Genomic DNA, 25,972 nt, shown 5'->3' with positions numbered 1-25,972 from the left:
GGAGAGGGGACGCCGGGTCAGAAGGCGCCGATCTTCCTCGCCGTGCCGGGCTGGCCGACCAGGGCCGCGATGTCGGCGGGGAGCGAGGCGGCGATCCCGACGGACGACGCCAGCAGGCTCAGCATGGAGCCGAGGCCGAGCACCGATCCCGTCTCGACGTTCCGCCAGGAGGGCTTCCGCGCCGCGATCGCCGCGACCGAGTCGAGCCGGGTGATCGTCTTGTTGTCGGCGGCGCCCCAGCCCAGCAGCGTGGCCTGCGCGGTGGTCACTCGCTTGTTGAAGGCGTTGCCCGTCACGAGGATGCCCATCGAGTCTGCCGAGCGGCCCGTCTTGCTGTCGAAGACGAGCACCTGGTACAGCCCGCCGCTGCCGAACGCGTTGTTCGCGACGGTGATGTCCCCGGTCACCCAGGTCGTCGTCGCGTCCGGGATCGGCCGGCGACGGTCCTGGCCGGTCGGGGCCGTGGCCTGGCGGCGCTCGTCCTGCGTGATCTTGAGGCCGTACTGGCTGACCCCGCCGATCGAGTTGTTGTAGACGCGCACGCCGTTGGTGTTCATCAGCTGGATCCCGGCCTTGCCGCCCGTCACCGTGTTGTCGGCGACGACCGCCTTGCTCGAGAGCTCGAGCTGGATGCCGGTCCACTCGTTGTCGACCACCGTGTTCCCGATGATCCTCGAGTCGTAGACCGATTCGTCGAGCCAGAGACCGGAGCTGTAGTTGCGGCTGATGTCGTTGTTCGACACCGTCACGCCACGCGACCGCGTGATCTTCACGCCGCCCGAGACGGGCGCCTCCTTGAAGCGCTGCCAGTTGTTCTGGCGGATGACCGAGTCGGTCAGCTCGAGGTCGTAGGAGGCGTTCGTCCCGACCCCCAGGAGGCCGCTGCGCTCGACCGTCAGGTGCGAGAGCGTGCCCCCGTTGTTCTCGAGGTTGATGCCGATCATCGCGTTGTCCTGGATGACCAGGTTCTCGGCGGTGGCGTCGACGTTGCCGAAGCGGATGGCGCCGCGGTCGGCGTAGGGAGTCGCGTATCCGCGCACGCCCAAGCCCCGCACGGTCGAGCCGGCTGACATGACCCAGATGGCCTGCTTCTTGTTGCTGATGCGCAGGTCACGACCGGAGGGGTCGCTGCCGACGAGGATCCGTCCGCTGGCCGCATCAGCCGCAAAGGTGCCGGGCGCGAGCTGCGACGTCGTCACCTGGGTGAGCTGCACCCCGTCCAGGAAGACCTGATCGGGCTTCGCGGCGGAGGGGAACGACGGCGAGACGAACCTCGGGTTGTCGAGCGCGCCGTCCATGTCGCTGGACGGGAAGAACGACCACGGGGTGCTCCACCCCGACCCGGCACGCGTCCACGACGTCACGGGGACCGTGCCGTCGAGCCAGACGGCCTCCTTCGGGTAAGACTGGATCGTCACCTTCTTGTTGAAGGGGACAACGACGCTGTCGTTGTACGTCCCTGCACGGAGGACGATCGTGCTGCCTGACGCCGCACGGGCCACCGCGCCCGCGAGGGTGCGGAACGGGGCAGCCTGCGTCCCCGAGGCGGCGTCGTTCCCAGCGGGGCTGACGAAGAGGGCACCGGTCGGCACCGGGTAGGACGCGGAGCCGACGGCCGCCGAGCCTTGCCCGGCCCCAGTCGCCGGAGCAGGTGCCGGAGTGGGCACAGGGGCCGGTGCAGGCACAGGGGCCGGTGCAGGCACAGGGGCCGGTGCGGGCGCAGGGGCCGGTGCAGGGTCGGGCGCCGGGGACGGAACATCCGACGGAGCAGGGGTCAGCGCAGACTCCTGGGGATTCGAGACGACGACCAGGTCGTCGAATGCGGTCGAGACCGCCGCCGCGTTGCTGCCGGCGGCGTATTGCCAGAGGCCGACTGTGCCGGCGGGCGTGATGCGATCGCCCGCCGAGTCCTTGGCCGTCAGCTGCCAGCCGGGCACTGCCGAGCCCTTCACCCAGGCCCGGGCCTGGAGGGTCACGGGCGCGGTGCCGACGGCGCGGAACGCCAGTGACACGGTCGAGCCCGCCGTCACGTCGGACGGGAGGGCAAAGCGACCGAGGTTCGTCTCTTTGCCGCCGCGCACCTTGGAGATCGCCAAGACGACCTTGCCGGTGCGCCCCAGCTCGACGCGTCCGCGATACGCCGAGCCGTCAGCCTGGCGACGGAGCTCCCAGCCCTGGTAGAGCGTCGTCGGGCCCTTGGGGAGGACGGTCGTGACGCGAACCTCTCCGTGACCCGCCGTGACGCCCTTGAGGACCGCCGTCGCGGATGCACCGGGAGCGAGGCCCGTGATCTTCGAGAGGCCGCCTCCGACCGAGAACCCGGCAGCCGGACTCGACCACGTGGTCCACGCGCCGCCCTTGTCGGCTGAGCCCCAGCCCTTCGCGACCGAACGAGAGGAGGCGTCGGAACCGGCCGTCGTCGACGCTGCCTGGGCGTCGGAGGTGGGAACGAGGGCGCCGGAGAGCGCGACGGCGAGGACGGTGGCAACCCCCAGGGCCGTGCGGAGGCGGACGGCTGATCGTCGGGGCAGGGGCGAGGCGTCGTGCATCGGTGCTCGTTTCGTCGTGGTGACGCCGGACGCGGCGCCAGAGAGGCGGTGGGGTACAGATGGCGGACCGGAGGAGCGTACCCCCTGAACGGGGGGCACCGCTACGGTCGTCGACATAATCATTGGGTCGAGACGGGACCTCCGTCGTGCTGAGTACTGTCTAGACGTCAGGCGTCGCCCACCGGCACCCCCAGTGGGAGTGCCCGCCGTACGGGGGACAAGGCGTGTCAGGACGACGTCGTCTCGGCGCCCGGACGGGGGCCTCAGCGACCCCACGGCGACGCGACGGCCTCGCTAGAGTTCACGCATGACGCGCCCGTGGGCTGCGCTGCCCCCTGAGTCGCAGCGCGATCCGCGCACGTGGGTGCGCTTCCTCGCGGCGGCAGCGCTCGTCGTGCTCGGCCACCGGCTGGCCCTGCCTCAGGGTCTCTTCCTCGGTCACGTGGTGGCGCTCGTCCTGTTGCCCGTGTGGTGGGGGTCGATGCGGCTCCGCCGGGGCGGCGTGCCGTTCTTGGCGCTCGGGGCAGGCGCGGCCGTGGCGGGCATATGGCTCGGCGCGGCCAACGACGGTGATCACGCCGTCTCCTCCGGGACAGCTGTGCCGATGACCGTCACGCTCGTCGGCGCCCTCGTCAGCGTGGGCCTCTTCGCATGGGCCTGCGACGTGCTCGGGGCCAACCGGGCGGTGCTCTGGTACGGCCTCGGATTGGCGCTCGCCGTCAGCCCCTCGACGACGCTCTTCGCGAGCAACCCGTGGAAGTTCGGGTTCGCCATCCCCGTGACCGTCATCGCGCTCGCCCTGGCCCACCGCCTCGGACGACGCTGGGAGCTCGCGACCCTCGCCGTCCTCACCGTCGTGGCGGCCCTCAACGACTTCCGGTCGGCCTTCGGGCTCCTCCTCCTCGCCACGTTGCTGCTGTTCGCCCAGATCGCACTGAGCCGGAGCCAGCGCCGCGTCTCGCCGACGGGCATCGTCGTCGGCCTCGCCGCTCTCGTAGCCATCGTCTTCCAGCTGGGACAAGCGCTCATCATCGACGGCTACCTGGGCACTGACACACAGGCGCGCAGCCTCGAACAACTGCGCTCGTCCGGGTCGCTGATCCTCGGGGGCCGGCCGGAGCTCGCGGCGACCTTCGCGCTGATGCGCGAACACCCCTGGGGCTTCGGCGCAGGGTCCGTCCCGGCTCCGTTCGACATCCAGGTCGCCAAGCAGGGCATGTCCAGCATCGGCTACCAGCCCGACAACGGGTACGTCGAGCGCTTCATGTTCGGCGGCGCCTTCGAGCTCCACTCCGTATTCGGCAACCTGTGGGCACAGTCAGGCCTGTTCGGCCTCGCCCTGGTCGCGCTCGTGCTCGGGCTGCTCGTCACCGGCGTGGTGAAGCGCCTGGCTGACCACACAGCCAGCGGCATCCTGCTCTACGCCGCCGCCCAGAGCGCCTGGAACGTGTTCTTCGCACCGTTCCTGACCTCGGTGCCGATGCTCGTGCTGGCCCTTGCCCTGGTGCTCGTGCCGACGCAGCCCCGCCCCGTGCCGGACGAGCTCAGCGTCGCCACTCCTCGACGACCGTCATCCCGCCTGACCAGCGCGAGAACTCGGTGAACCCGGCACGCTCGAGCAGCGCATCGTCCGCGTCCCCGGTCGGATCGTCGTCGGGGGCGACCACCCACAGGCGGTCGACGTCGTCGAGCCTCGCCGCCGGCGAGCCGAGGCGCCAAGAGGTACCTCGCAGGGTGTCCTGCTCGAGGGGACCGGTTCGGCGCGTCACGTCGACCAGCCCGTCGAAGGCCTGGGGGTAAACGACGGCGACGTTGTCCGTCGTCCGGAGCACGACCTGGCCCGGGTCCGGGTCCAGCGGCGCGAAGTAGACGCCGTCGCCGGGCCGAGCCCCGGCCTCGAGGCGTCCGGCCGCCTCGGACCAGTCGGTACCGCTCTTCGATGTGACCTGCCTCTGCGACACCAGCACGGGCACGCTCAGCGCCACGACGACCGCGAGGGCGGCGATACGGATCCCGGGTCGAGGCAGCGACACGACTCCGAGCCCGACGAGCGCGGCGCACGCGGGCGCGGCGAAGGTGAAGTAGCGGGGGTTGTACAGCGGACTCACGACCAGGCTGTAGGCGACGACGACCAGCACGGGAACGACGAGGATCGGCAGGAGCACGCGGACGGCGAGCGCGGAGGCACCGACTCGGCCGGCGCGCGCAGACTGAACGACGGCGACGAGCACGAGCGCCCAGCCGACCGCGGCGAGCGCCAGGGCGGCCAGCGCCCAGTACTCGGTCGGGGAGGCGGTCGAGTCGACACGGGTCGGGGTCCCGCCCAGGAACCACTGGTTGACGACCACGCCCCGAGCCATCTGCATCAGCCCGAGACGGTTGTCGCCGAGCTGTCCCTGTTGCCTGGCAGCCAGCAGCACGACGGGCGACGCGACCACGACGCCGGCGACGGCCGCGCCGAGCCACTCGCCGCGACGCCGCAGGGCGGTCCCGCCGATGAGTGCCACGGTGAGGGCATGCGCCCCGACGAGCAGCGCGACGTAGATGTTCAGGGCAGTCCCCAGGGCGACGAGCAGCGCGTAGCCCGCCCAGCGCCGACGCCCGCCGTCCCGCAAGGCGGTCACGAGCAGCACGGTGGCCCAGACGGCCACGGCCGCGCTCAGGCCGAACGAGCGCGCCTCGATCCCCGTCCAGGCGAGTCGCGGCAGGACGATCGCCACGGCCGCCCCGGCGAGGGCGGCATCGCGCCGCCCCACGACGACGAGCACACGGTGGACGCCGGCGACCGCGACTCCGACGGCGAGGGCGCTGGGCAGCCGCAGGGCGAAGGGAGACGTACCGGCCAGCCCGGTCCAGAAGTGCATCGTCAGGTAGTAGGCGCCGTGGACGGCGTCGATGCGCTGGAGCAGGGCCCACAGCTCCGGGAGGCTCCGGGAGGCGGCAGAGACGGTCGCGGCCTCGTCCGTCCAGAGCGAGACCGTGGAGGCGCCGACCAGCGCGACGAGGACGCCCACGACGCCGGTCACGACCGACGCGGTTGCCGATCCCGACCAGTCCGCGATCACGTGCCCGCGCGACGCCGACGCGAGCTGTGAGGTGTTCCCTGGAGTGGTCATCGTCGTCCTCGCGCACGGCCGACCGGGGCGTCGCCGTCGGGGACGGCGTGGACGGGACCGACGGGTCGGGTACGACGGGTCCGGAGTGCTGGCATGCTAGCAGCGGCCGTCGCGACGCCCGGGACCCGGGCAGGTCGAGGCAACGAGGAGCACGCATGGACCGCGACGACGCCTTTCCCGATGCGAAGGCCCGCCCCCGGCGGCCCCTCGCCATCCTCGTCGCCGCGGGAGCTGTGGTCGTCGTCATCGGCGTCGCCGTCGCCGTCGGCGTGACTCGCGGCACCGGTCCCGACGGCCCCGGCGCAGGTCCGGGCTCTCCGACGCCCGGCGCCTCCTCCCCCGCCTCGACCACGACGGCCGGGCCCGACGCGACACCGGGGCAGACCGCCGACGAGGAGCTCCCGGCGTCCGGCCCGGACGCACAAGAGGCACCACCCGTCAGTCTCGACGCCTCGCCCGTCGTCGTCCCAGGGGTCACCCTGAGGGTGAAAGGCGTCACCAGCGTGGACGGCACGGCGAGCCTCGCCGGCGAGGTGAGCGGCCCGGCGGTCCGTGTCGAGCTCGAGCTGACGAACGAATCCACGGGCCCTGTCGACCTGGGGACCTCGGTGGTCGCCGTGGCGTACGGCACAGGGCGGGTTCCTGCGAACACGCTCGCCACCGGCACTTCTTCATTCGTCGGGACTCTGGAATCCGGCAGTTCGGCTACAGGTGTCTACGTCTTCGCCGTCCCTGTCGACGATCAGGGCGCACTCCGGCTGACGTTCGACTACGCCGTCGGCGTGCCCGTCGTCGTGTTCGAGGGCAGCACCTCCTGACCCTCGTGTGACCACAACGGGGGCCACTGTCCCCCCAAGGGGGGACCTTATAGTCATCTTGCTGCCGGGACCCGAATGCCGGCGGCTCCGCTGACGCCCGAACGTCGGCGGTGACACCCGACCCGAATGAGGCACCCCCCGATGGGTACAACCGTCTCGTCGCGCTTTCGCCTGCCCGCGATCGTCGTTGCGTCCGCCGTCCTTCTCTCCGTGATGACCGGTCTGCAGCCCGCCGTTGCCGACTCGTCCCCTCTGGACCCGACCTCGCCCGCAACGCCCGCGACCGTCACCGCCGACGCGCTGCCCACGCCGCAGATCGACGGATCCGTCTTTGCTCAGGCGATCGTCGGGGACACCGTGTACGCCGCGGGGAAGTTCACGAAGGCTCGCCCGGCAGGCTCCCCGGCGGGACAGAACGAGGTGACGCGCACGTACCTCCTCGCCTACGACGTGAAGACAGGTGCACTGTCGACGACCTTCGCCCCGGTCATCGACCAACAGGTGAAGGCCATAGCGGCATCGCCCGACGGCAAGCGCCTGTACATCGCCGGCGCCTTCACGAAGGTGAACGGAGTCAACAAGTACCGCCTGGCTGCGCTCGACCCCACCACGGGCTCGCTCATCACGAGCTGGAACCCAGGGACGAACGCCTCGGTGAACGCGATCGCGGCCGTCGGTCCGAACGTCTACTTCGCCGGGGGGTTCTCGAGCGTCGGCAAGGACACTCGGCTCAAGGCTGCGGCCGTCACCGCGTCGAACGGCGCGAACACGGCCTGGGCCCCCCAGCTCGTCGGCGGCGACGCTCTCGCACTCGTGGCGAGCCCCGACGGCTCGAAGGTCGTGCTCGGCGGCTCGTTCAGCTCAGTGAACGGCTCGTCGCAGCCAGGGTACGGACTCGCCATGGTCGACACCGTCACCGGAGTCAACCTGCCCCTCCAGACGAACGACGTCATCCGCAACGGCGGAGGCCAGGCCGCCATCTACAGCCTCAGCGCCACGGCCAACGGCTTCTACGGCTCGGGCTACACGTTCGGCGGCGGCGGCCGGCTCGAGGGCGCCTTCAAGTCGACCTGGAACGGCGACCTCGCCTGGGTCGAGGACTGCCACGGCGACACCTACTCGGTGGCCGCGAACAGCACCGCCGTCTTCGTCGCCGGACACCCGCACTACTGCGGCAACATCGGCGGCCAGCCGCAGACCGAGCCGTGGACGTTCCAGCGGGCCATGGCGTTCAGCGACAGCGCCACGGGCACCGTCGGCAACGACCCCTACGGCTACTACAACTTCGCCGGCACCCCCGCGCCCAGCATCCTGAACTGGTTCCCCGACTTCGGCACCGGCACTTACACGGGTCTCAGCCAGGGCCCGTGGAGCGTCGCGGCGAACGACAAGTACGTCGTCTACGGCGGCGAGTTCCCCACCGTGAACGGCAAGGCCCAGAACGGCCTGGTGCGGTTCGCCGTGTCGAGCCTCGCCCCCAACAAGGTCGGCCCCGAGGCCGCCGGAGCCCTCTTCACCCCCACCCTGGTGTCGTTGTCGACGGGGACCGTGCGGGTCAGCTGGCAGGCCAACTGGGACAAGGACAACGCCAACTTGACCTACGCCGTGTACCGCGACGGCAACCTCGCCGAGCCCGTCTACACCACGACGTCGGCATCGACCTTCTGGAAGCGTCCTGCGCTGGGCTTCGTCGACAAGGGGCTCGAGCCCGGCAGCACGCACAGCTACCGCCTTCGCGCCACCGACCCGCTCGGCAACACCGTGCTCGGCGACGGGACCGACGTCACGGTCACGGCCCAGGCCGCGTCGCCCTACACGACCCGCGTCGCAGCCGACGGGGCCACGGCCTTCTGGCGACTCGGGGAGAAGACCGGCTCGACGGTCTACGACTCCGTCGGCTTCGACGACCAGGACGCCCTAGCCGGCGTGACCCGTGGAACGACGGGCCAGGCGTCGGTCGACGCCGACGGCGCGAGCACCTTCTCGGGCACCGACACGGGCCTGTCGTCGACGCGCAACGCGATCGCCGGCCCGCAGACGTTCAGCGTCTCGGCCTGGTTCAGGACGACGACCACCGCGGGCGGCAAGATCGTCGGCTTCGGCAGCAACCGCACCGGCACGTCCGGCTCGTACGACCGTCACCTCTACATGGACCCGTCCGGGCGCGTGTCGTTCGGCGTCTACCCCGGCTCATCCCGCATCCTCACGAGCCCCGGCGCCCTCAACGACGGCCAGTGGCACCAGGTCGTCGGCACCCTGAGCTCGGCCGGGCAGACGTTCTTCGTCGACGGCAAGAAGGTCGGCTCCGACGCCGGCACGACGAGCGCCCAGGACTACACGGGCTTCTGGCGCATCGGCGGCGACAACAACTGGAACGGCGCGCCCTTCTTCCAGGGCGACATCGACGACGTCGCGATCTTCCCGACCGCCCTCGACCGCAAGCAGGTCGACGGCCAGTGGACCGCCTCCGGCCGTGCCAGCACCCTGCCCTCCGCACCCACGGACGCCTACGGCGCCCGCGTGTTCCAGGACGACCCTGAGGTCTTCTTCCGCCTGGACGGGGACGGCGCCTCGCTCGGGGCCGACTCCTCGCCCGCCGGGGTCGCCGGCGTGGCGACCGGTGGCCTGACGGCAGGCGGCGCCTCGGCGCTCGCCTCCCACACGGGCACCTCGGCTGGCTTCGACGGGCAGTCGGGCGGGGTGGCGACCACCACCTCCTACGACTCGCCCAACAGCTACTCGCTCGAGACGTGGTTCAGGACGACCACGACCCAGGGCGGCAAGTTGATCGGCCTCGGCAACCAGCAGACCGGCTACAGCGGCAACTACGACCGCCACGTGTACATGGAGCAGGACGGTCGCCTGCAGTTCGGCAACTGGACCGGCCGCATGAACCTCGCCACGAGCAGCGCCAGCTACAACGACGGCCGGTGGCACCACGTGGTCGCGACGCAGGGCGCCCAGGGCATGGTCCTGTACGTCGACGGCGCCGCGGTCGGCACGAACTCGTCCGCGTCGTCCGACGGCTTCCGCGGCTTCTGGCGCATCGGCGGCGACAGCTCGTGGAACTCGGGCTCCGGCTACTTCGCGGGTTCCCTCGACGAGGCCGCCGTGTACTCACGGCCCCTCGACGCCACCACCGTCGCGCAGCACTGGGCCCTCGGCGCCGACGTGCCGAACGCGTCTCCCACCGCCGCGTTCACGACGACCACCACCGGTCTCGGGGCCTCGTTCGACGGACGCACGTCGACCGACCCCGACGGCACCGTCGCCTCGTGGGCCTGGAACTTCGGGGACGGCACGACCGCGACCGGGGCGCAGGTGGACCACACGTACGCCGCAGGCGGCGACTACACGGTCTCGCTCACGGTGACGGACTCCCTCGGGGCCGTCTCCACGACGACCGCGACGGTCTCGGTCGTCGCACCTCGCGTGAACGCCGCTCCGACCGCCTCCTTCACCTCGGCCGTCGACCACCTGGCGGTCGCCCTCGACGCGTCGGCCTCGACCGACGCCGACGGCCGCGTCGCCGGCTGGGCCTGGGACCTCGGCGACGGCACCACGGCCACGGGAGCGACGACGTCGCACACCTACGCCGCCGCCGGCACCTACACGGTCACGCTCACGGTGACGGACGACGAGGGCGCCACGGCGACCTCGACGGCCCCGGTCACGGTCGCACCCGCTCCCCCGGCGAACGTCGCCCCCACGGCGTCGTTCACCTCGACGACGACGGGCCTCTCCGCCACGGTCGACGCCTCGGCCTCGGCCGATCCCGACGGCAGCGTCGCGGCCTTCGCCTGGGACTTCGGCGACGGCGGCGAGGCCACCGGCAGGACAGCCGCCCACTCGTACGCGGCGGCGGGCACCTACACGGTGACCCTCACCGTCACGGACGACAAGGGCGCGACGGGCTCGTCCACGGGCACCGTCACGGTCGCTCCGATCCCGAACGCGGCACCCACCGCGTCCTTCACGGCCACCGCCAAGGAGCTCTCCCTCGCCGTCGACGGCAAGGCCTCGGCCGACAGCGACGGCACCGTGTCCTCGTGGGCCTGGGACTTCGGCGACGGGGCCACCGCCACCGGCAGCACGGCGTCGCACGTCTACGCCGCCGGCGGCACCTACACGGTCACGCTCGTCGTGACCGACGACCGGGCTGCCACCGCGACTCGCACCTCCACGGTCACGGTCACCGCGCCTCCCGTCGTCACGGCCGCCGCGAAGGACGGCTTCGGCCGGACGGTCGCGAACGGCTGGGGCTCGGCCGAGACCGGAGGCACCTGGACCCGCACCGGGACGGCGTCGCAGTACGGCGTCGCGAACGGGGTCGGCACGCAGTTCCTCGGCGCAGCCGGCTGGAACACCTCCATGGCCCTCACCGGCGTCAGCACGACCGACGCCGACCTCCGCACGAGCGTCAGCCTCGACAAGGTGCCGACGGGCACGGGCACGTACGTGTACGTGACCGGCCGCAAGGTCGCCGCCAACTCCGAGTACCGCGCTGCTCTGCGCTTCCGCCCCGACGGCAGCGTCGTGGTCGGCCTCACCGCGTTCAAGGGCTCGACGACGGGCACCTCGCTCGCTGCCGAGACGCTGGTGCCGGGCAAGGTGGCGCAGGGCGCCAAGGTCAACGTGCGACTCGAGGTCAGCGGCAGCGGGTCGACCGTGATCCGCGCCAAGGTATGGGCCGACGGCATGCCGGAGCCGACCGCGTGGACGGTCTCGGCCACCGACGGGACCGCCGCCCTGCAGGCGCCGGGCTGGGTCGCACTGGGCGCCTACGCCTCGGGCAACACCACCAACGCCCCGCAGACGGTCTCGTTCGACGACCTGAGCGTCTTCAAGCCGTGACCCGCGTCGTCCCGGAGCCCGCGAACAGGCTCGTCGTCCAGCAGTCGTTCCCGCGACCGCGCCCGACGACGAACCCCTACCTCGTGATGCTCCGGGACGCCGTGGGCGCGGTGCCGGGCGTCGAGGTGCGCACCTTCGACTGGAGGGGCGCGCTCCTCGGCCGCTACGACGTCTTCCACGTGCACTGGCCCGAGATCCTGGTCTCGGGGCAGAGCCCGCTGAAGGCTCTGGTGCGACAGGGGCTGACGGTGGCCCTCGTCGTCAAGTTGTGGGCGACGCGCACCGCGATCGTCCGCACCGAGCACAACCTCGAGCTGCCGAGCGGCATCTCGCGTCGCGAGCGGGTGCTGCTGCGCTGGATCGAACGGCGCACGACCCTCTGGGTGCGGCTGAACGACGAGACTCCCGAGCGGCCCGGCGCCCTGGGCGCCCTCATCCCCCACGGCCACTACGTCGACTGGTTCTCCCGGTGGCCCTGGCCTGCCCGCGAGGCCGGCCGCGTCTCGTACTTCGGCTTCATCCGGCGGTACAAGGGCGTCGACGGGCTGCTCCGGGCCTTCCGCGGGGTGCGGGGCGACGACCGTCGGCTGCACGCGGCGGGCGCGCCGTCGTCGCCCGACCTGGCGCGGGGGCTCCAGGAGCTCGCCGCCGCCGACCCGCGGGTCAGCCTCGACCTGAGGTTCCTCGACGACGTGGCCCTGATCGACACGGTCCGCCGGGCCGAGCTGGTCGTCCTGCCGTACCGCGAGATGCACAACTCCGGCGGCGTCCTGACCGCGCTCTCGCTCGGCCGCCCCGTGCTGGTGCCGGCCAACGAGGTCAACGCCCGCCTGGCCGACGAGGTCGGCCCCGGCTGGGTGCAGCAGTACTCCGACGACCTCGAGTCCGCCGACGTCGAGCGCGCCCTGGGCGAGGCCGCACGCCTCCGCGACGACGCACGCCCCGACCTCTCGGCCCGCGACTGGGACCGCGCCGGCGAGGCGCACGTCGAGGCGTACCGTCGTGCGGTCGCCGCGGTCAGGCGAGGCCGAGCGTGACCTCAGCCGTCGACGCGGCCGTACTCCCGGTACCCCGCGCCCCACGCGCCCGCCACCATGCCGGCGCCGCGTGCGATCGTGCGCAGGCCGCGCGCGCGCTGGCCGAGCGAGCGGACCACCGTCCCGACCACCAGCCGCGCGACGCCGCCGGCGACCCGCACGCCGCCCCTGGCCGTGAGCCGAAGGCGCGTCACGAGTCGCGCCGGCCCTCGCGCGGACAGCATGACCGACGTCAGGCTCCAGCCGTTGCCGCTGCTGTACGCGCGCTGCAGCACCCAGCGCCGCGTGACGCGGTGCGCGGGCACGACGTCCGTGACGACGGCCTCCGCGCACCACAGGATCGTGCCGCCGCCCGCGACGAGGCCGCGGGTGAAGAGCGTGTCCTCGCCGCCGAGCTGGCCGAGCGCCAGGTCGAAGGAGAGCCCCTGGCGACGAACCTCGCCCAGGTCGAGCAGCAGGTTGTTCGTCGCCGCCACCTCGACCGCGGTTCCGGTCGGCAGGCGCCGACGGTCGAAGAAGCGCCCCTCGACGATGAACGGGTCGGGCTCGACCTCGTACTCGCTGCGCACCGGGCCGACGACCGCCGCGGCGCCGGTCTCGGCCTGCAGCGACAGCAGGGCCGTGAGCCACGACTCGGACGGGCGCTCGTCGTCGTCGATGAAGACCAGCAGGTCGCTCTCGACGCTCTCGACCAGGGCCCGGTTGCGGGCGGAGGCGATGCCCGGCACGGCCTCGACGACGTAGTCCACGCTGACGGGCCCGGCGCCGACGCCAGGGGCGGCCGCCGCGAGCGCCGACTCCTCGACGCGCGCCCGCCCCGACCCGCTCGCGTCGTTGTCCACCACGAGCACGCGCGCCTCGACGCCGAGGGGGCGTGTGCGGCGCGCCTGCTCGACGAGCAGGGGCAGCACGGCGTCGAGGTCGCGGGGCCGTCGGAAGGTCAGCACGGCGATCGTCAGGAGGCGCGGCGCAGTCGGGTCGGTCGTCACGAGCCCCAGCATGTCAGGTCGGCAGCCGGCGCCGGGTGGCGCACCGCGCCTCCTGCGGGTGGGCAGGGGACGAACCGTGGGTGACCCCGTGAGCCGGACCTCGCTGGCCGACCTCTCGGTGGTGGTCGTCAACTACGGATCGACCGACCTGCTCCGGCAGAACCTCGCACCCGTCTCCCGGGTGGTCGACGACCTGGTCGTGGTCGTGGTCGACAACTGGTCGGGAGCCGCCGAGCGCGTCCGGGTGACGGAGCTGGCCACGGCCGAGGGCTGGCTGCTCGTCACGCCCGACGGCAACGAGGGCTTCGGCACCGGGGTCAACCTCGGCGTCGCCAGGGCGCAGGCCGCCGGGGCACGCCACCACGTGCTGCTCAACCCGGACGCCGTCGCCGACGTGGGCGCCCTCTCCGCGCTGCTCCGCGCCTCCTCGTCCGAGCCCCTCACGATGAGCGCACCGACGGTGCTGCGCCCCGACGGGAGCGTCTGGTCGGCGGGCAGCGACCTCTACCTCGACGACGGGCGCATCCGCTCACGCCGTCGTCGCATCGACGGTGCGCGCGTCGACGCATGGCTCAGCGGCGCCTGCCTCGTGCTCAGCGACGAGCTGTGGCGGCGCTGCGGCGGCTTCGACGACGACTACTTCCTCTACTGGGAGGACGTGGACCTGTCGCGCCGCGTCGTGGCCGCAGGAGGCGCGCTGCAGCTGCTGGAGGACGTCACGGTCGTCCACGCCGAGGGCGGCACGCAGGCCGCCGACGGGGCGGAGAGCTCGGGCCAGGCGAAGTCGGCCGGCTACTACCGCCACAACATCCGCAACCGCCTGCTCTTCGCCGCGAAGCACCTCGGCGACGACGATCTGCGCCGCTGGCGACGCGTCACGCCGACGGTCGCGTGGGAGGTGCTGTTGCAGGGCGGCCGGCGCCAGTTCGTGCGGTCGCCCGGCACCCTGCTCGTGGGCCTGCGCGCCGTGCTCGAGGGCAGGCGCCTCGTCGCGGCCGAGCTGCGCCGACGACGCTCCTGAGGTGAGCACAGGCGGGGGGCCGCGGCTCAGCGGCCGACGAACTCCGCGAGCGACGCCGCCAGGTGCCGCGTCGTCAGCCGGTCCTCGACCGCGGCACGCCCGGCGGCCCCGAACCGGCGCGCCTCGTCGTCGTCGCCCAGCAGCCGCAGCACGTGCCCGGCCAGCGCGTCGGCGTCGCCCACGGGCGCGAGCAGGCCCGTGCGCTCGTGCTCGACGTAGTCCTCGATGCCGGGGGTGTCGGTCATGACGACCGGCCGGCCGGTGGCCATGGCCTCGAGGCTGACCGTCATGCCCGACGCGTGCAGGTTGTCGCGGGTGGCGACGGCCACGACCGACGCCCGCGCGTAGAGCTCCGCGAGCTCGCGGTGCGAGACGTGGGGCACGACGGCGACGCCCGCAGGAGGCGCGGCGTCGCTCGTCGTCTGGACGACCAGCTCGACGTCGGGCCGGTCTGCGTGCACGCGCTCCAGCGTGGAGAAGAGGGTGGCGGGATCGCGGTCGCGGTCGCCCCCGATGCTCAGCACCATCGGTCGCTCGGGCCACGGACGCGCCGCGAAGAACTCCTCGTCGACCCCGAAGGTGAAGAACCCGACCGGAGGACCGTCCTCGCCCACGAAGCGCCGCAGCGGCTCGACCTGCCCTCGGCTGATCACCCAGAGCCCGCTCATCCGGCGCAGCACGTCGCGCATGCGCCCGACGTCCTGGCCGCGCTCGACCCGGTCGGTCACCCAGATGACGCCGGTGTACATCCGGTCGTGGGGCCGCGTGAGCAGCATCCGTCGTGCCACGTTCTCGTCCCAGGTCACTCCGACGTCGCCGTCGACGCCACGGGCACCGACGGCCGAGGAGGCGCGGCGCGGCGCCACGCGGTCGCGCAGCACCTGCAGGCGGCCGGGCTCCGCGACGGAGGCGATCCGCGCCGCAGGGTCCGGGCCGCGCAGCGCCTCGAGGCCGTAGGGCCAGAGCCCCGGGCGGAGCCCTGCCGCGTGGTCGGCGGCCCAGCCGGCCACGTCGCGCTCGGTCGCGAAGAGGACCTCCATCACCGCACCTCCCTCGAAGCGTCGCCGCGCCCGTCGCCGGACCGGTCGTCGGCCCCGCCGTCGGGGTCGTCACCGGACCGCTCGGCCACGGACCGCTCGTCCAGGGCTCGCTCGGCGATCGCCTGGTCCGTCGCCGTCTCGTCGCCGCGCTGCTCGTCGACGTCGAGACCGGCCGTGCTCACCGAGGCGCCGACGCCGTCCGAGCCGCCGTCCGAGCCGCCGCCCGCGAGGGCCTCGGCACGACGGCGTCCGAGATCGCGCGAGACGTACCAGAGGTTCGGCACGAGCTGGCAGAGGGCGACCGAGATCGCCGACCCGAGCACGGGCCCCGCGGCCCCGACGAGCCCGATGAACCACCACGACAGACCGAGGTTCAGGGGCACCATCAGCACGATGGGCAGCACCTGGAACACCAGCCCGGTCTTGTCGGTCATGTACATCCCGACCGGGTACTTCGCCGCCTGCAGGCCGACGAACACGACGAAGCCGACGAGCATCCAGCCGTCGAGCGAGATCGCGCCGTCCGACACGAAGTCGACGAGCAGGGGGCTGATCACGGCGAGCGCCGTGCCCAGCACCAGGCCGCCGAGCAGGAACCACAGCGTCGGCACGGTCGGCGACTCGATCCTGCCCGCCGAGCGCGCCGCGGCGTACACCGGCCAGAGCGCGATCCCCGCCGCGGCGACGGTCTGCAGCACGATGCCGAACAGCTGGGAGGCGAGGTTGTACTGGGCCAGCTCGTCCGGCCCGGCGAGGTGACTGAGCAGGAGGCGCCCGGTCTGCATGGCCACGGGCAGGGCGATCATCTGGACGAGCATCGGCCACGCGAGGCCCAGCGCGGGCACGCCGCGGTAGCTGCGGACCCGGGGCACCAGCCTCACGGCGGATCCGATCTGCGGCGACAGGGCACGGGCGGCGACGATCAGGCAGATCACTGAGACGAGGCTGTTCGCGACGTACGAGATCACGGCGAGGTAGCTGTCCACGGGGACGCTGAGCATCACGGCCGAGCCGATCGCGAGCAGCATGAACGGAGCGACGACGGCCTGGCTGGCGACCTGTGTGCTGGTCTTCTTCAGGCCGACGAGGATGCGCTGGCCCACGGTGAGCGGGATGACGAGCCCGAACACGGCGAGGCAGAGCCCGGCCGCGAGCGAGCCGCCGTCGGGCATCAGCCCCTCGCCGAGCAGCACCGGCCACCAGCCCGCCAGGGTGATGACGGCTGCGACGGCGACCATGATGCCGCCCGAGACGAGCAGCACCCGGAACGCGGTCACGATCGAGCGCTTGACGAAGTCGTCCGTCCGCACCGACGACGACCCGGCCACGGCGTTGATGACGATCGCGGCGATGCCGAGGTCGGCGAACGGCAGCAGGGTCGGGAACGTCGAGAGCAGCCCGTACTGCGCGTAGGCGTCGGTGCCGAAGTTCTGGATGATCATGCGGCTCGTGATGATGCCGAGCACGCCTGACAGGCCCATCACGACGACCTTCATCGCCGCCGTCGAGCCGACCGCTGCCATGGCGCCGCCGCGACGGGGCCGCGGAGAGCCGCCCCCGCTCACGCCGAGTCCTCGCGGGCGGACAGCTCCGGGGTGAAGAGGCGGTCGTCGGCGGCGAGGCGGCCGTCGAGCTCCGGCAGATCGGCGAGCACGGAGTCCGCGGACCGGCCGGCGTCGAGGGCGCTGCCGATCGAGTGCGCCAGCACGGACGACGAGGCAGGGTCGCCGTGGGCGACGACGTGCCCGTGGGCCTCCAGCCAGTCGGCGAGGCCGGTCTCGGTCGTCGTCACGGCGGTGCAGCCGTGCGACAGCCCCTCGACGAGGGGCAGGCCGACCTGCTCACGCCAGGTCGGGCTCGGCTGCGACCAGAGCACGAGGACACGCGACGCGTCGAGCACGTCGTGGATGCGGCTCCGAGCAGGGTCGACCTCGACCGTCACGGAGTCGTCGGCGTCGGCGAGCGCGCGGGCGTCGGGCTCGAGAGGGCCCTTGCCGAGCAGCACGAGGCGGGCGTCCGGGTGCTCCTCGCGGACCGCCGGCCAGGCGGCAAGCAGCACGGGGAGGCCCTTGCGCTCGGCGAAGGCCCCGAGGAACACCACGGTCGGCGGCCGCACCCCGCCGCCGCGAGCCTCGGGGTGCCGGGTCGGCAGGGCAGGGATCGTCGCGGCGGACGTCCGGGGCGACGAGGGGCCGAGGAGGCGCGCGTACGTCTCGCGGGCCGAGTCGGTCCCCGAGACCACCCGGTCGAGCCGGCGCCACACGAGCCGCGCCAGCACTCGCTCGGCGCGTCGCCGCAGACGGGTGCGGAGCCGCGGCGCCGTGCCGGACGCGAAGGGGTCGGCGTTGCCGATCAGGTAGCTGACGACGGTGACGCGCCGACGGGTCAGCACGCGCCGCCCCGCGAGCGCCGCGAGCACGAGGGCAGTCGCCGGGAGGCTCGACGTCATCAGGGGCTCGTTCACCTCGAGCACCCGGACGCGCGAGCGCGCGACGAGCCAGGCGGCCCGGACGGGGCCGGCCTGCACGAGGTCGAGCCCCTCGGTCAGGCTCTCGTCGAAGTCGTACCGCGTCACCCGGTGCACGATGCTGGCCGGCGCCAGCTGGTGGGCACGCTCGAGGTGCGCCGTCCTCAGCGACTCGTAGAGCCTGACGGCGGGGAGACGGGGAACGGCGCTGCGACGGGACGGGCTCACGACCGGGCGCCGGACGGGCGGCCCTTGCCTCGTCCCCCGGCGCGGCCGCCGGTGGCCCTGGTCCCGGACGAGGCACCTGCCCCGGCGCGGGTCTGGTCGGCGACCGACCGCGTGGCCGCAGGCTGGGCCGTCCGGTCGCGACCGGTCGCCCCCGACGCCTGGTCGCCGCCCGACCGTGCGGAGGAGGCGGCCGCCTGGTCGGCCGTGAGCGCCCGCTCCCGGCGCCGCAGCTCCGCCGGCGAGGGCGCGGGGCGGGACGGCGAGGCCGCCGTCGCCGTGCGGGTCCGGTCGGCTCGGACCCCGTCGAGCACGATGCCGACGATCGGGACCTGCACCGCCTGGAGCTCGTCGACTGCCTGCACGAGGTCTCGGCGGAGCGACCGGCCGACGGTCGTGACGAGCACGACCCCGTCGGTCATGCGGCCGAGCTCGAGCGCGTCGGAGGAGCTGACCACGGGCGGGGCGTCGACCACGACGACGTCGTAGGCCTCACGAGCGTCCTCCAGCAGGTGCGAGGTCGCGACGGAGCTGATGACGGGGCTGGGGTTCGGCGGCACCTCGCCGGAGGGCAGGAGGTCGACCCCGTCCCGCCAGGTGACGACCGCGTCGGCGAGCTCGCGCCGGCCGAGGACGACGTCCGTCAGGCCGACCGCGTCGCTGACCTCGGCCGCGGAGGCTAGGCCGGGACCGCGCAGGTCGGCGTCGACGATGAGCACCGACAGGCCCTGCTCCGCGAAGGCGAGCGCGAGGTCGAGGGCGAGCGGTGCCCGGTCTCCCCCGTCGTGGGCCGAGGACGACGACAGGGTGATGGACCGCACCTCCGCGTCGACGTCCGTGAACTGGATCTGGGCCCTGACCCGGCGGAAGTCGTCCGACGCGACGCCCCGCGGGTCGTCGGCCAGGGCGCTCTGCCCGGGGGGCCGCCGGCTGATCGCGCCGAGGAGCGGCGCGAGCCGGAGCTCGTCGACCTCGCGCGCCGACCGGAGCCTCGTGTCGAGCACGGACCGCAGCAGGGCGAGGGCGACGCCGATCGCCCCACCTGCCACCAGCCCCGTGAGCGCGATGAGGCGGCGGTTGGGCCCGATCGGCGACTGGGGAGGGGTGGCGGTCGCGACCGGCGTGACCGAGAGGGTGGAGACGCCCGTGGAGTTCTCCGGCGAGAGACGACGAGCCTGCTCGGTCAACGAGGTCGTGACGGCGTTGGCCACGCTGGCCGCCTGGTCGGCGTTCCCGTCGACCACGGAGACGTCGATGATGACCGTGTTGAGGGGGTTCTCGGCGGTGATCTGTCGGGACAGCCTCGCGGGCGTGGTGTCGAGGTCGAGGTCGGCGATGACCGGGCCGAGCACGGCCGACGTCGTGGCGAGCCGGGTGTAGCTCTGCACGAGGTTCTGCGTGTAGGTGGAGCCCTGCAGCAGCTCGGTCGGGCTCGCGCCCTCCGCCGCGGCGACGAAGACGCTGCTCGTGGCGCGGTAGCTGTCGGGCTGGGTCTGTGACCAGCCCCAGCCGCCGACGGCCCCCACGATCGCCAGGACCACGACGAGCGGCCAGCTGCGCACGAGGGCGCGCCAGTAGTGCTGTGGATCCATTGCCGACACTCCCGGGTACGAGGACGAATCTGCCGAGCATACCTGCCCGTGGCGCCGCCCCTCGCCCCCCGTCAGGGGACCAGCGCCGGCACGCCGCTCCACCGGGGCCCGTGTGCAGTCACGGTGAGGCGTCTCGGCTCGTCGGGAACGTCGTCCGGGTCGCGGTCGTCGAGGGCGTCGACTCCGTCGCTCCGGTCGCCGTCGCTCCGGTCGCCGTCGCTCAGGTGGCCGCCCGCGCCGGTCGGCCGCTCGATCACGACGTCGAGCCACGACTCGGCCACGCCGTCCAGCAGCCCGGCGCCCCACTCGACCACGACGACCGACCCCTCGTAGTCGAGGTCGAGGTCGTCGAGCTCGTCGGCGCCGCCCAGCCGGTAGGCGTCGACGTGCACGAGCGGCACGCCCGACCCGGTCGGGTGCGTGCGCGCCAGGACGAAGGTGGGGCTCGCCACCTGTCCGCGCACGTTCAGCCCGGCACCGAGGCCGCGGGTCAGCGTGGTCTTGCCGGCGCCCAGCGGCCCCGTCAGCACCAGCAGGTCACCGGCGCGCAGCAAGCCCGCGAGCCGTCGGCCGAGCGCCTCCGTGGCCTCGGTGTCGGCGAGGTCGCCGGCGAACAGCACCCGGCCCGCAGGAGGCGGCGGCACGGTCACGAGGACGCCCCGGCAGCCGTCCCGTCGGGTCCCGACCCGGGCAGGTCGGCACCTCGGCCTGTCCGCCCCAGGTAGTGCCGCGGGACGCGCGCCCCGATGCGGCAGGAGACCTCCTCCGGGATGCTGTCCGTCAGGTCGGCCCACTCGCCGATGGTCAGCTCGCCGTCGTCGCCGGGGCCGAACAGCAGCACCTCGTCGCCGACCTCGACCGCCTCGTCGCCGACGTCGACCAGGAACTGGTCCATGGCGACGCGGCCCACGATCGGGTGGCGACGACCCCGGATCGTGACCGGGGCCGCCCCCTGCGCCCGGCGGCTCACGCCGTCGGCGTAGCCCAGGGGCACGAGGGCGAGGGTGGTGTCGCGCTCGGCCCGCCAGGTGTAGTCGTACGAGACGCCCGTGCCGGCCGCCACCCGCTTGACGCGGACGACGCGCGCGCCGAGGGTCAGCACGGGCCGGAGTCCGCGGTCGGCGGCGGTCACGCCCTCGGTGACGGGGTTGCCGTAGCCGTTCGACCCCATCCGGACCATGTCGAACCGTCGCTCGGGGTGCTCCATGCCGGCCGAGCTGGACGACATGTGGCGCTTCTCGAACGTCGCGCCCAGCGCCTCCGCGTCGTCGAGCGCCTTGCGGAACACCAGGGAGGCGGCGTGGTCGTCGGCCTCGCTCGTCTCGGACACGTGCGAGAACGCGCCCCGCAGCCGGACCGTGCCCTCGTCGCGCAGCTCGACGGCGCGCGCGACGAAGGCGGGCCAGTCGGCGGGCAGACAGCCCTCGCGGTGCAGGCCGGTGTCGATCGTGAGGTGGACGAGAGCCTCGTGCCCCGGCCCGGCGGCGCGCGCCGCCGCCGCGAACGCCTCGAGCTGCTCGAGGGTCGAGACGCCGAGGTCGACGCGCAGGCGGACGGCGGCGTCCCAGTCCTCGTCTGGGCCGAGCTGCCACGCGAAGAACGACGCCTCGTCGCCGACGCCCGCGCGGCGCATCTCGTACGCGGGCTGCGGCTCGACCGTGCCGAACCAGCGGATCCCCGCGGCGAGCGCCTCGGGCACGATCACGTCCGCGCCCAGCGAGTAGGCGTCGGCCTTGACGATGGCGAGCACCTCGACCGGCGCCATGCGCTCGATCAACGAGGTCAGGTTCGCGCGGTAGGCGCCCAGGTCGATCGTCGCTCGGCGCAGCCAGGCCGTCATGTGGTGCTCCTCGGGAGACGGGCGGAGAGCGAGGCGACGACGTCCCAGGTGATGCTGCCGGAGGCGCGCGCCCAGTCGTCGGCGCCCTGTCGCCCGAGTGCCGGGTCGCCGAACAGCACGACCTCGTCCCCGACCTCGACGGGGTCGTCGCCGACGTCGATCACGAGGGCGTTCATGGCGATGCGGCCGCGCACGCGGTAGGTGCGCCGGCCGATCGTCACGGACGCCCGGTCGCTCGCGGCACGGTCGATCCCGTCGGAGTAGCCGACGGGGACGACGGCGATGGTGGTGTCGCGCTCGGGGCGGAACAGGTAGCCGTACGAGACGCCCTCGCCGGCGGGCACCCGCTTGGTCGACGTCACGGGCGCCGTCATCGTCATCGCCGGGCGGAGCCCGAGGTCGGCGGACGTGCGGTCGGGGAACGGGCTGAGCCCGTAGGCGGCGAGGCCGAAGCGCACCATCGTGCCGTGCGAGCCCTCGTAGTGCAGGGCCGCCGCCGACGCCGCGACGTGCCGCAGCGGCGGCTCGATCCCCCGCTCGCCGAGGGCGGCCGAGGCTCGGAGGAAGGAGGCGAGCTGCAGCCCGTCCTCCTCGGGCGACGTGTTCGAGAGGTGGCTCATCAGGCCCTCGACGGGCAGCACGTCGCCGAGCTCGGCCGCACGGTCGAACAGGGCCGGCCACTCCGACTCGACGGCGCCGTTGCGGCTGAGGCCGGTGTCGACGCAGAGGTGGACGGCGCGCACGCCCGCGGCCGCGGCGGCCTCGAGCTGCGCGAGGTCCGAGACGGCAGGCGTCACGTCGTGTCGCGCCGCCTGCTCGAACGTCTCGCCGGGCGCGTGCAGCCAGGCGAGCACCGGCGTCGTGAGGCCCGCCCTCCGGAGCTCGAGGGCCTCGTCGAGGTCCGCGACGCCGAGCCAGTCGACGCCGGCCGCGGCGAAGGCGCGAGCGCTCTCGACGGCGCCGTGGCCGTAGGCGTTCGCCTTCACGACCGCCATCACGAGGGCGGCGCCCGCCCTCTCGCGGAGCACGCCGACGTTGTGGGCGAGCGCCGCCGTGTCGACGGCGAGCCGGACGTCCTGCGTCACGCGACCACCGCCCCCTCGGCGACGACGTACGCGACGGCCACCCCGCCGTCGTGGCTCAGGGACAGGTGGAGGCGCGTGACGCCCCGCGAGTCGGCCAGCGTCCGCGCTCCCCCCGCGAGCACGAGGCTGGGCGCCCCGTCGGGGTCGGACTCGACGACGACGTCGTGCCACCGCACCCCGGCCGAGCCGCCCAGGGCCTTGACCAGCGCCTCCTTCGCGGCGAAGCGCGCCGCGAGCGACTCGACGCGGCGGGGCGAGCCGTCGCGCAGCAGCTGCTCGGCGTCGCCGAAGAGGCGGGCGCGCAGGGCCGGCGTGCGGTCGAGCGAGCTCGCGAAGCGCGCCAGGTCGACCACGTCGACCCCGATGCCCACGATCACGATCTGCGGAGGTGCGTCATCGTCGTCCGCTACTCGACGGTGACCGACTTGGCGAGGTTGCGCGGCTGGTCCACGTCGAGGCCCTTGGCCGCCGCGAGCTCCATGCCGAAGACGTGCAGCGGCACGACCGCGAGCAGCGACTCGAAGAGCGGCGCCGCGAGCGGGATGTGCAGCACCTCGTCGGCGAAGGGCAGCACGGCGGCGTCGCCCTCTTCTGCGATCGCGATCACGCGGGCGCCACGCGCCCGGATCTCCTGGATGTTCGAGACGACCTTCGGGTGCAGCGACCGCGGGTCGCGGGGCGACGGCACGATGACGAAGACGATCTGGCCCGGCTCGATCAGGGCGATCGGTCCGTGCTTGAGCTCGCCGGCCGCGAAGCCCTCGGCGTGGATGTAGGCGAGCTCCTTGAGCTTGAGCGCGCCCTCGAGCGCGATGGGGTAGCCCACGTGACGGCCGAGGAACAGCACCGACCGCGTGTCGGCCATCCAGCCCGCCAGGGTGCGGATGCGCTCGGACGACTCGAGCACGCGCTCGATCTTCTCCGGGATGGCCTGCAGGTCGGCCACCTGGTCGGCGATCTCGTCGGTGCTGAGCGTGCCGCGCAGCCCGGCGAGGTGCAGCCCCAGCAGGAACAGCGCCGTCCCCTGCGCGAGGAAGGCCTTCGTCGAGGCCACGGCGACCTCGGGTCCGGCGTGCGTGTAGATGACGGCGTCGGACTCGCGCGGGATGGTCGAGCCCTGCGTGTTGCAGATCGAGAGCACCTGTGCGCCCTGCTCGCGGGCGTACTTGACGGCCATGAGCGTGTCCATGGTCTCGCCGGACTGGCTGATCGAGACCACCAGGGTCTTCTCGTCGAGCACGGGGTCGCGGTAGCGGAACTCGTGGGCGAGCTCGACCTCGACGGGCACCCGCGCCCACTGCTCGATCGCGTACTTGCCGAGGATGCCGGCGTAGGCGGCGGTGCCGCAGGCGATGACGATGACGCGGTCGACCGTCGCGAGGCGGTCGGCCACGCCGTCGAGCTCGCTGAGGTGGACGCCGCCGCCGGAGACGCGGCCGAGCAGGGTCTTGGCGACCGCCTCGGGCTCCTCGCTGATCTCCTTCGCCATGAAGCTCGACCAGCCGCCCTTGTCGGCGGCCGAGGCGTCCCAGTCGATCTCGAACTCGCTGGTCTCGACGGGGAGCCCGTCGAAGCCGACGACCTCGACGGAGTCGGGGCGGATGGTGACGAGCTGGTCTTGCCCGATCGACATCGCGCGACGGGTGTGCGCGACGAACGCCGCGACGTCGCTGCCGAGGAAGTTCTCGCCGTCGCCGAGCCCGATCACGAGCGGCGAGTTGCGGCGGGCACCGACGACGACGCCGGGCTGGTCCGCGTGCACGACGAGCAGGGTGAAGGCGCCGTCGAGCCTCGCCACGACGGTGCGCAGCGCCTCGGCCAGGTCGCCGGTGGATCGGTACGCCCGCGCGACGAGGTGCGCCGCGACCTCGGAGTCGGTCTCGCTGAGGAACTCGACGCCCTCGGCGAGCAGCTCGGCCTTGAGCTCGGAGAAGTTCTCGATGATGCCGTTGTGGATCAGGGCGAGCTTGCCGTCGTCGGCGAGGTGCGGGTGCGCGTTCTCGTCGGTCGGTCCGCCGTGGGTGGCCCAGCGGGTGTGCCCGATGCCGGTCTGGCCGTCGCGCAGGGGGTCGGCCTCGAGGTCGTCGACCAGCACCTGGAGCTTGCCGGCGCGCTTGCGGCTGTCGAGCGTGCCGTCGGCGCCGATCACGGCGACGCCGGCCGAGTCGTAGCCGCGGTACTCGAGGCGCTTCAGGCCCCCGAGCAGCACATCGACGCTCTTGTCGCCGACGCCCGCCGAGCCGACGTATCCCACGATTCCACACATGCAGACGATCCTAAGGCGTTCGCGCCGACCGGCCGACGAGGCCCCGGGGCGCGCCCCGGGGCAGGGCCGCGGCGACCGGGTAGCCTCGGGCCCATGGCCGACGCGAGCTCCCCGACGACCCACGCCACGCCCTTCGTCGAGATCGGCCGCGACGCGTGGGCGGACCTCGCCCCGGCGACGCGCCTCCCGCTCACCGAGACGGAGATCGTGCAGCTGCGCGGCCTCGGCGACCGGCTCGACATGCGCGAGGTGCAGGACGTCTACGTGCCGCTCAGCCGCCTCCTCAACCTCTACGCCGCAGGCGCGCGCAACCTGCACCGGGCCACCAGCGACTTCCTCGGCGAGAGGGCGCAGCGCACCCCGTTCGTCATCGGCGTCGCGGGCTCGGTGGCGGTCGGCAAGTCGACCGTCGCGCGCCTCCTGCGCGAGCTCCTCAGCCGCTGGGACGACACGCCCCGCGTCGAGCTCGTCACCACGGACGGGTTCCTCTACCCCAACGCCGAGCTCGAGCGCCGCGGCATCATGGACCGCAAGGGCTTCCCCGAGTCGTACGACCGACGACACCTGCTGCGCTTCGTCTCGCAGGTCAAGAGCGGCGCGGAAGAGGTGCGTGCGCCGTTCTACTCGCACACGAGCTACGACATCATGCCCGGGGCCGAGGTGGTCGTGCGGCGACCCGACATCCTGATCGTCGAGGGCCTGAACGTGCTGCAGCCCCCCGTCGCCGGGCGACTCGCGCTCAGCGACCTGTTCGACTTCACCGTCTACGTCGACGCCCGCACGAGCGACATCGAGAGCTGGTTCGTCGACCGGTTCCTGGCCCTGCAGAAGAGCGCCTTCACGCAGGAGCGGTCGTTCTTCCACCGGTTCGCCGACATGGACGAGACCGAGGCCAGGGCCTTCGCCTCGACCGTGTGGCGGTCGGTGAACGAGCCCAACCTGGTCGAGAACGTCCTCCCGACGCGCTCGCGGGCGACCCTCGTGCTCCGCAAGGCGGCCGACCACAAGGTCAGCTCGGTCCTGCTCCGCAAGATCTAGGGCCCGCAGGAGGCGCGGGCCGCCTCCCGGGCACC

18 protein-coding genes are annotated in these 25,972 nt (G+C 73.1%); 6 read left to right on the top strand and 12 right to left on the bottom strand.

The genetic code is table 11. From position 1 onward, the window contains the following. Positions 1 to 17: 17 nt before the first annotated feature. The gene (locus ES689_RS08650) at positions 18 to 2,549 is read right to left on the bottom strand and encodes a nitrous oxide reductase family maturation protein NosD (protein WP_146902902.1); all 2,532 of its coding nucleotides are present in this window, start codon (positions 2,547 to 2,549) and stop codon (positions 18 to 20) included. Between the two features lie 307 nt (positions 2,550 to 2,856). On the opposite strand from ES689_RS08650, the gene ES689_RS08645 reads away from it, so the two are divergent. After that, positions 2,857 to 4,152 (top strand): hypothetical protein, encoded by a 1,296-nt coding sequence (locus tag ES689_RS08645; protein WP_146902899.1) that lies wholly within the window; start codon positions 2,857 to 2,859, stop codon positions 4,150 to 4,152. Here ES689_RS08645 and ES689_RS08640 read toward each other — a convergent pair. Further along, positions 4,094 to 5,665, bottom strand: coding sequence for a glycosyltransferase family 39 protein (locus ES689_RS08640; RefSeq protein ID WP_146902896.1), 1,572 nt, complete (start codon positions 5,663 to 5,665; stop codon positions 4,094 to 4,096). The genes ES689_RS08645 and ES689_RS08640 overlap by 59 nt on opposite strands. 155 nt (positions 5,666 to 5,820) lie before the next feature. On the opposite strand from ES689_RS08640, the gene ES689_RS15615 reads away from it, so the two are divergent. The 3 genes from ES689_RS15615 to ES689_RS08625 all read left to right on the top strand — a co-directional run bounded on the left by ES689_RS15615 (position 5,821) and on the right by ES689_RS08625 (position 12,374). After that, a complete protein-coding gene (locus ES689_RS15615) occupies positions 5,821 to 6,483 on the top strand; it encodes a hypothetical protein (protein WP_191330305.1) in 663 nt (220 codons plus the stop codon). Between the two features lie 141 nt (positions 6,484 to 6,624). Continuing rightward, on the top strand, positions 6,625 to 11,337 hold the full coding sequence (locus ES689_RS16050) for a PKD domain-containing protein (RefSeq protein WP_191330303.1): 4,713 nt from the start codon (positions 6,625 to 6,627) through the stop codon (positions 11,335 to 11,337). Then, entirely contained in the window at positions 11,334 to 12,374 is a 1,041-nt protein-coding gene (locus ES689_RS08625) for a glycosyltransferase (protein WP_146902887.1), read from the top strand. The genes ES689_RS16050 and ES689_RS08625 overlap by 4 nt, the downstream gene beginning before the upstream one ends. Positions 12,375 to 12,376: 2 nt before the next feature. Here ES689_RS08625 and ES689_RS08620 read toward each other — a convergent pair whose 3' ends face one another. After that, entirely contained in the window at positions 12,377 to 13,363 is a 987-nt protein-coding gene (locus ES689_RS08620) for a glycosyltransferase family 2 protein (RefSeq protein ID WP_223269490.1), read from the bottom strand. An 88-nt stretch (positions 13,364 to 13,451) separates the two neighbouring features. On the opposite strand from ES689_RS08620, the gene ES689_RS08615 reads away from it, so the two are divergent. Further along, a complete protein-coding gene (locus tag ES689_RS08615) occupies positions 13,452 to 14,384 on the top strand; it encodes a glycosyltransferase family 2 protein (RefSeq protein WP_146902880.1) in 933 nt (310 codons plus the stop codon). Between the two features lie 26 nt (positions 14,385 to 14,410). On the opposite strand, the gene ES689_RS08610 is transcribed toward ES689_RS08615, so the two are convergent. The 9 genes from ES689_RS08610 to glmS all read right to left on the bottom strand — a co-directional run bounded on the left by ES689_RS08610 (position 14,411) and on the right by glmS (position 24,899). After that, positions 14,411 to 15,424 carry a glycosyltransferase family 4 protein gene (locus tag ES689_RS08610; RefSeq protein ID WP_146902877.1) on the bottom strand — a complete coding sequence of 338 codons (1,014 nt, stop codon included), beginning with the start codon at positions 15,422 to 15,424 and terminating at the stop codon, positions 14,411 to 14,413. After that, on the bottom strand, positions 15,424 to 16,989 hold the full coding sequence (locus tag ES689_RS08605) for a lipopolysaccharide biosynthesis protein (RefSeq protein WP_223269489.1): 1,566 nt from the start codon (positions 16,987 to 16,989) through the stop codon (positions 15,424 to 15,426). The genes ES689_RS08610 and ES689_RS08605 overlap by 1 nt, the downstream gene beginning before the upstream one ends. Continuing rightward, positions 16,986 to 18,119 carry a glycosyltransferase gene (locus tag ES689_RS08600; protein ID WP_223269488.1) on the bottom strand — a complete coding sequence of 378 codons (1,134 nt, stop codon included), beginning with the start codon at positions 18,117 to 18,119 and terminating at the stop codon, positions 16,986 to 16,988. Before ES689_RS08600 ends, ES689_RS08605 begins: the two co-directional genes overlap by 4 nt. Continuing rightward, on the bottom strand, positions 18,116 to 19,708 hold the full coding sequence (locus tag ES689_RS08595; protein WP_146902874.1) for a polysaccharide biosynthesis tyrosine autokinase: 1,593 nt from the start codon (positions 19,706 to 19,708) through the stop codon (positions 18,116 to 18,118). The genes ES689_RS08600 and ES689_RS08595 overlap by 4 nt, the downstream gene beginning before the upstream one ends. A 71-nt stretch (positions 19,709 to 19,779) precedes the next feature. Further along, on the bottom strand, positions 19,780 to 20,358 hold the full coding sequence (gene tsaE, locus ES689_RS08590; protein ID WP_370512351.1) for a tRNA (adenosine(37)-N6)-threonylcarbamoyltransferase complex ATPase subunit type 1 TsaE: 579 nt from the start codon (positions 20,356 to 20,358) through the stop codon (positions 19,780 to 19,782). Next, the gene (gene alr / locus ES689_RS08585; protein WP_146902870.1) at positions 20,355 to 21,548 is read right to left on the bottom strand and encodes an alanine racemase; all 1,194 of its coding nucleotides are present in this window, start codon (positions 21,546 to 21,548) and stop codon (positions 20,355 to 20,357) included. The genes tsaE and alr (ES689_RS08585) overlap by 4 nt, the downstream gene beginning before the upstream one ends. Beyond that, entirely contained in the window at positions 21,545 to 22,633 is a 1,089-nt protein-coding gene (gene alr / locus ES689_RS08580) for an alanine racemase (protein WP_146902868.1), read from the bottom strand. Before alr (ES689_RS08580) ends, alr (ES689_RS08585) begins: the two co-directional genes overlap by 4 nt. Then, on the bottom strand, positions 22,630 to 23,010 hold the full coding sequence (locus tag ES689_RS08575; RefSeq protein ID WP_146902865.1) for a holo-ACP synthase: 381 nt from the start codon (positions 23,008 to 23,010) through the stop codon (positions 22,630 to 22,632). Before ES689_RS08575 ends, alr (ES689_RS08580) begins: the two co-directional genes overlap by 4 nt. Before the next feature lie 29 nt (positions 23,011 to 23,039). Continuing rightward, entirely contained in the window at positions 23,040 to 24,899 is a 1,860-nt protein-coding gene (glmS, locus tag ES689_RS08570; RefSeq protein ID WP_146902862.1) for a glutamine--fructose-6-phosphate transaminase (isomerizing), read from the bottom strand. Between the two features lie 93 nt (positions 24,900 to 24,992). On the opposite strand from glmS, the gene coaA reads away from it, so the two are divergent. Continuing rightward, positions 24,993 to 25,937 (top strand): type I pantothenate kinase, encoded by a 945-nt coding sequence (gene coaA, locus ES689_RS08565; protein ID WP_146902859.1) that lies wholly within the window; start codon positions 24,993 to 24,995, stop codon positions 25,935 to 25,937. The last annotated feature ends 35 nt before the right edge of the window (positions 25,938 to 25,972 follow it).

This window comes from Frigoribacterium sp. ACAM 257 (assembly GCF_007954365.1).
Taxonomy (GTDB): Bacteria; Actinomycetota; Actinomycetes; order Actinomycetales; family Microbacteriaceae; genus Frigoribacterium.
This window is presented reverse-complemented; position numbering and strand designations above follow the sequence as displayed.

Coding starts and splice junctions, on each gene's coding strand:
- ES689_RS08650 (WP_146902902.1), bottom strand. CDS start 2,549: ATGCACGACGCCTCGCCCCTGCCCCGACGATCAGCCGTCCGCCTCCGC.
- ES689_RS08645 (WP_146902899.1), top strand. CDS start 2,857: ATGACGCGCCCGTGGGCTGCGCTGCCCCCTGAGTCGCAGCGCGATCCG.
- ES689_RS08640 (WP_146902896.1), bottom strand. CDS start 5,665: ATGACCACTCCAGGGAACACCTCACAGCTCGCGTCGGCGTCGCGCGGG.
- ES689_RS15615 (WP_191330305.1), top strand. CDS start 5,821: ATGGACCGCGACGACGCCTTTCCCGATGCGAAGGCCCGCCCCCGGCGG.
- ES689_RS16050 (WP_191330303.1), top strand. CDS start 6,625: ATGGGTACAACCGTCTCGTCGCGCTTTCGCCTGCCCGCGATCGTCGTT.
- ES689_RS08610 (WP_146902877.1), bottom strand. CDS start 15,424: ATGGAGGTCCTCTTCGCGACCGAGCGCGACGTGGCCGGCTGGGCCGCC.
- ES689_RS08595 (WP_146902874.1), bottom strand. CDS start 19,708: ATGGATCCACAGCACTACTGGCGCGCCCTCGTGCGCAGCTGGCCGCTC.
- alr (WP_146902870.1), bottom strand. CDS start 21,548: ATGACGGCCTGGCTGCGCCGAGCGACGATCGACCTGGGCGCCTACCGC.
- glmS (WP_146902862.1), bottom strand. CDS start 24,899: ATGTGTGGAATCGTGGGATACGTCGGCTCGGCGGGCGTCGGCGACAAG.
- coaA (WP_146902859.1), top strand. CDS start 24,993: ATGGCCGACGCGAGCTCCCCGACGACCCACGCCACGCCCTTCGTCGAG.